Origin of the sequence: Mesorhizobium sp. M1A.F.Ca.IN.020.04.1.1 (assembly GCF_003997315.1) — a bacterium.
Lineage (GTDB): Bacteria > Pseudomonadota > Alphaproteobacteria > Rhizobiales > Rhizobiaceae > Mesorhizobium.
Genome location: NZ_RZSN01000288.1, coordinates 1 through 4,481, shown reverse-complemented (window position 1 = coordinate 4,481; position 4,481 = coordinate 1). Strand labels below are relative to the sequence as shown.

The 4,481-nt window shown below is 64.1% G+C and carries 4 protein-coding genes and 1 pseudogene; 1 reads left to right on the top strand and 4 read right to left on the bottom strand.

The window, feature by feature from the left end:
* From EOA49_RS30545 to EOA49_RS30530, 4 genes and pseudogenes are all read right to left on the bottom strand, one after another.
* A pseudogene (locus tag EOA49_RS30545) lies at positions 1–198 on the bottom strand (DUF1345 domain-containing protein); the annotation flags it as partial.
* Positions 199–222: 24 nt separating this feature from the next.
* Positions 223–690 carry a YaiI/YqxD family protein gene (locus EOA49_RS30540; protein ID WP_127241728.1) on the bottom strand — a complete coding sequence of 156 codons (468 nt, stop codon included), beginning with the start codon at positions 688–690 and terminating at the stop codon, positions 223–225.
* Between the two features lie 62 nt (positions 691–752).
* Positions 753–1,322 carry an S-(hydroxymethyl)glutathione synthase gene (gene gfa / locus EOA49_RS30535; protein WP_067000227.1) on the bottom strand — a complete coding sequence of 190 codons (570 nt, stop codon included), beginning with the start codon at positions 1,320–1,322 and terminating at the stop codon, positions 753–755.
* Between the two features lie 66 nt (positions 1,323–1,388).
* Entirely contained in the window at positions 1,389–2,516 is a 1,128-nt protein-coding gene (locus EOA49_RS30530) for an S-(hydroxymethyl)glutathione dehydrogenase/class III alcohol dehydrogenase (protein WP_127243551.1), read from the bottom strand.
* Positions 2,517–2,782: 266 nt separating this feature from the next.
* Between EOA49_RS30530 and EOA49_RS30525 the strand changes: the two genes are divergently transcribed.
* The coding region (locus EOA49_RS30525; RefSeq protein WP_164749334.1) for an acetyl/propionyl/methylcrotonyl-CoA carboxylase subunit alpha at positions 2,783–4,481 on the top strand (1,699 nt) is incomplete at its 3' end.

The window sequence follows — 4,481 nt, the reverse complement described above, 5'->3', positions numbered from 1 at the left end:
GTAACGGACGGTGAGCCTCGGCATCGCGACCAGCACCAGAAGAGTGTAAGCGGCGAAGAAGAGGTTGGCGCCGATGGAGTAGGGCAGCGGCGCCCCCAGCATCAGGGCGAGAAGCAGCGCGACAATGCCGATGGCCGCAGCCAAAGCGAACTGCACGTGCCGGTGGATCGGCGTGTTGAGGGATATGTCGTCGCCCATGGCCGGTTCTCAAAGGGCTTCGGGTCAGCCGGGTGTGGCGGATTTGAGCGCCCGCCGCAAGATGCGGTCGAGCTCGCCGAGAAAGTTTGACCTGTCCTTCGCCGTGAAGGCGGCGTTGAAGCCGCGGCTTTCGCCGGTCTCGCGCAGATGCTGCTTCAAATCCCGCATCGCCACCGCCATGCCGATGGTCTCGGGCGTGAGGGGACGGCCCGTGGGTCCCAGCACATGCGCGCCGAGCGCCACCGTGCGCGCGGCAAGCGGGATATCGGCCGTCACCACGACATCGTTGAGTTTGGCGTTCTCGACGATCCAGTCGTCCGCGGCATCCGCGCCCTTGGAGACTACGACATTGCGGACCATCGGATCGCGCGACGGGCGCAGGCCGCCATTGGAGACATAGGTAACCATGACGCCGTGCCGCTCCGCCACCTTCTCGACCTCGGCCTTCACCGGACAGGCATCGGCATCGACATAGATGATAGGTGCTGGCATCGTCTCTCCAAATGTGCAAAGGGCCGGCGTTGGCCGGCCCTTTACCAGAAATCCCGCAATCGTCAGGCCGCCAAGGCTCCCGACTTCTTCGCCGTCCAGGTGGCGATGTAGTCCATCAGGGCGGGGTTGAGGCAGTCATAGGGTTCGAGCCCGATCGATTTCAGCTGGCCGCGGATGCCGTCCATGCGGCTCGGGTCGACGCCGGCTTCGATGATGGAGGAGACAAAGGCGGCAAAGCCGGGCGGCGACCAGCCGTCCTCCTCGAAACGCTCGGGATGGATAAAGGACAGACCCTTGAAGGGATGGTCGCGCTCGACCGGGCCGTACATGTGCACGCCGCAGCTGGTGCAGGCATGGCGCTGGATCAGCGCTGCCGGGTCGACCACCTTCAGCTTGTCGCCATTCTCGGCCACAGTGACGTCGCCGGTGCCGGCAACGGCCACGACCGAGAACACCGCGCCCTCCGGCTTCCAGCATTTGGTGCAGCCGCAGGCATGGTTGTGGGCGATCTGGCCCTTGACCTTCACCTTCACCGGATTGCTGGTGCAGAGACAGACCAGCGTGCCGCCGGAAAAGGCAGCACTTTCCTTCGGCAGCCCGTTGTCGATCTTCGGATGCAGTTTTTCCGCCATTCGTCCTTCCTCCCATGTTGAGCCGCATCGGTGCGCGCTCCCGCCCGCGACCGATGCGGCTTTGCTTCAATAAACCACGACGCTTCGGATCGACTTGCCCTCATGCATGAGATCAAAGCCCTTGTTGATGTCGTCGAGCGTCAGCGTATGAGTGATCATCGGGTCGATCTGGATCTTGCCTTCCATGTACCAGTCGACGATCTTCGGCACGTCGGTGCGGCCGCGCGCGCCGCCAAAGGCGGTGCCCATCCAGGTCCGGCCGGTGACCAGTTGGAAGGGCCGCGTCGCAATCTCCTGGCCGGCGCCGGCAACGCCAATGATGACCGACTTGCCCCAGCCGCGATGCGAGGCCTCGAGCGCCTGGCGCATCACCTTGGTGTTGCCGGTGCAGTCGAAGGTGTAGTCGGCGCCGCCGATCTGGTCGGCGCCGCGCTTGGTCAGGTTGACCAGGTAAGGCACGATGTCGCCGTCGATCTCCTGCGGATTGACGAAATGCGTCATGCCGAACTTCTCGCCCCAGGCCTTCTTGTCGTTGTTCAAGTCGACGCCGATGATCATGTCGGCGCCGGCCAGGCGAAGGCCCTGGATGACGTTGAGGCCAATGCCGCCGAGGCCGAAGACGACCGCGGTGGCGCCCTGCTCGACCTTGGCCGTGTTGATGACGGCGCCGATGCCGGTCGTGACGCCGCAGCCGATATAGCAGATCTTGTCGAAGGGGGCGTCGGGATTGACCTTGGCCACCGCGATCTCCGGCAGCACGGTGAAGTTGGAGAAGGTCGAGCAGCCCATATAGTGGAACAGCTTCTCGCCGCCGACCGAAAAGCGCGAGGTGCCGTCGGGCATCAGGCCTTGGCCCTGCGTGGCGCGGATGGCGGTGCACAGATTGGTCTTGCGCGAGAGACAGGACGGGCACTGCCGGCATTCGGGCGTGTAGAGCGGGATGACATGGTCGCCCTTCCTGACCGAGGTGACGCCCTTGCCGACATCGACGACGATGCCGGCGCCTTCATGGCCGAGGATCGCCGGAAAGATGCCTTCCGGATCGGCGCCCGAGAGCGTGAACTCGTCGGTGTGGCAGATGCCGGTCGCCTTGACCTCGACCAGCACCTCGCCCTCGCGCGGCCCCTCAAGATCCACCTCCATGATCTCCAGCGGCTTTCCGGCATCAACGGCAACTGCGGCACGCGTTTTCATGAGGCATTCCTCCCAAGGCAATCTTAAAAGTCTCAGCTTTATGGCAGGCCGCCGAGCCTGCCCGGCGAGGCGAATACCGCCTGCCATTTTCTTGCGCTCGCCACCACCTTACCGGGTTCGAAGGTGGCGGCCAACGTCTGTTGCGACGTTTTTCGACGCCGCTTCTGCGAAAGCATCGAGCGCCGAAGGGCGGGGGCTGCAGACACTTGAGGCGCGTCGGGATTGTCCATAGAACTGGACGGCTTCGCCGGAGGAACGACATCCGAATGTTCAAGAAGATCCTGATCGCCAATCGCGGCGAGATCGCCTGCCGCGTGATCAAGACGGCGCGCAAGATGGGGATCGCCACGGTCGCGGTTTATTCGGATGCCGACCGCGACGCCGTGCATGTCGAAATGGCCGACGAGGCCGTGCATATCGGCCCGTCGCCGGCGGCGCAGAGCTATCTAGTGCCTGAGAAGATCATCGCCGCCTGCAAGGAAACCGGCGCCGAAGCGGTGCACCCGGGTTATGGTTTCCTGTCGGAACGCGCCTCTTTCTGCGAAGCGCTGGAAAAGGAAGGCATCATCTTCATCGGACCGAAGCCCAAGGCGATCCGCGCAATGGGCGACAAGATCGAATCGAAGAAGTTCGCCAGCCAGGCCAAGGTTTCGACCGTGCCCGGCTGGCTGGGCGTCATCGAAAATGCCGACCACGCCGAAAGGATTGCCGGCGAGATCGGCTATCCGGTGATGATCAAGGCCTCGGCCGGCGGCGGCGGCAAGGGCATGCGCATCGCCTGGAGCAGCGCGGAAGTGCGCGACGGCTTCGAGCGCGCGCGTTCGGAAGCGAAAAGCTCCTTCGGCGATGACCGCGTCTTCATCGAGAAATTCGTCGTTGACCCGCGCCATATCGAGATCCAGGTGCTGGCCGACGCGCATGGCAATGCGCTCTATCTGGGTGAGCGCGAATGCTCGATCCAGCGCCGCAACCAGAAGGTGGTCGAGGAAGCGCCGTCGCCGTTCCTCGACGCCAAGACGCGCAAGGCCATGGGCGAGCAGGCTGTGGCGTTGGCGAAAGCCGTCGATTACCAGAGCGCCGGCACGGTCGAGTTCATCGTCGACAAGGACAGGAACTTCTATTTCCTTGAAATGAACACGCGATTACAGGTCGAGCATCCGGTGACGGAGCTCGTCACCGGCATCGATCTGGTCGAGCAGATGATCCGCATCGCCGCCGGCGAAAAGCTCGGCATCAGGCAAAACGAGGTGAAGCTGAACGGCTGGGCGGTGGAAAGCCGTCTCTATGCCGAGGACCCGTTCCGCAATTTCCTGCCCTCGATCGGCCGGCTGACGCGCTACCGGCCGCCGCAAGAGGGCACGTTCGGCGATGTGGTGATCCGCAACGACACCGGCGTTGCCGAAGGCGCCGAGATATCGATGTTCTACGACCCGATGGTGGCAAAGCTCTGCACCTGGGCGCCGACGCGGCTCGAGGCTATCGATGCCATGTCCGAAGCACTGGACGGTTTTGTCGTCGACGGCATAGAGCACAACATTCCGTTCCTCGCTGCGCTGATGCAGCATCCGCGCTGGCGCGAGGGGCGGCTTTCCACCGGCTTCATCGCCGAGGAGTATCCGGACGGTTTCGCGCCGGTCGAACCGGACGGTGAGGAGATGGCGGTGTTTGCCGCGATCGCCACCGCGATCGAACTGCTGCGACGGGACCGGCTCGACCGGCTCAGCGGCCGGTTGGCACCGCATTCGGGCCATCTCAAGCGCGACTGGGTGGTGAAGATCGGCGCGGACTATCTTTGCGCCGGCATTCTGGACGGCATGGTCTCCATCCCGATGGAGATCGATCTGTCGATCAATGGCAGCGAGCCGCTGACGGTCGCCTCCGACTGGCGGCCGGGCGACGCGATCTGGCGCGGCACGGTCGGCGGCAACCGGATCGCGGCGCAGGTCCGGCCAGTGCTGAACGGCC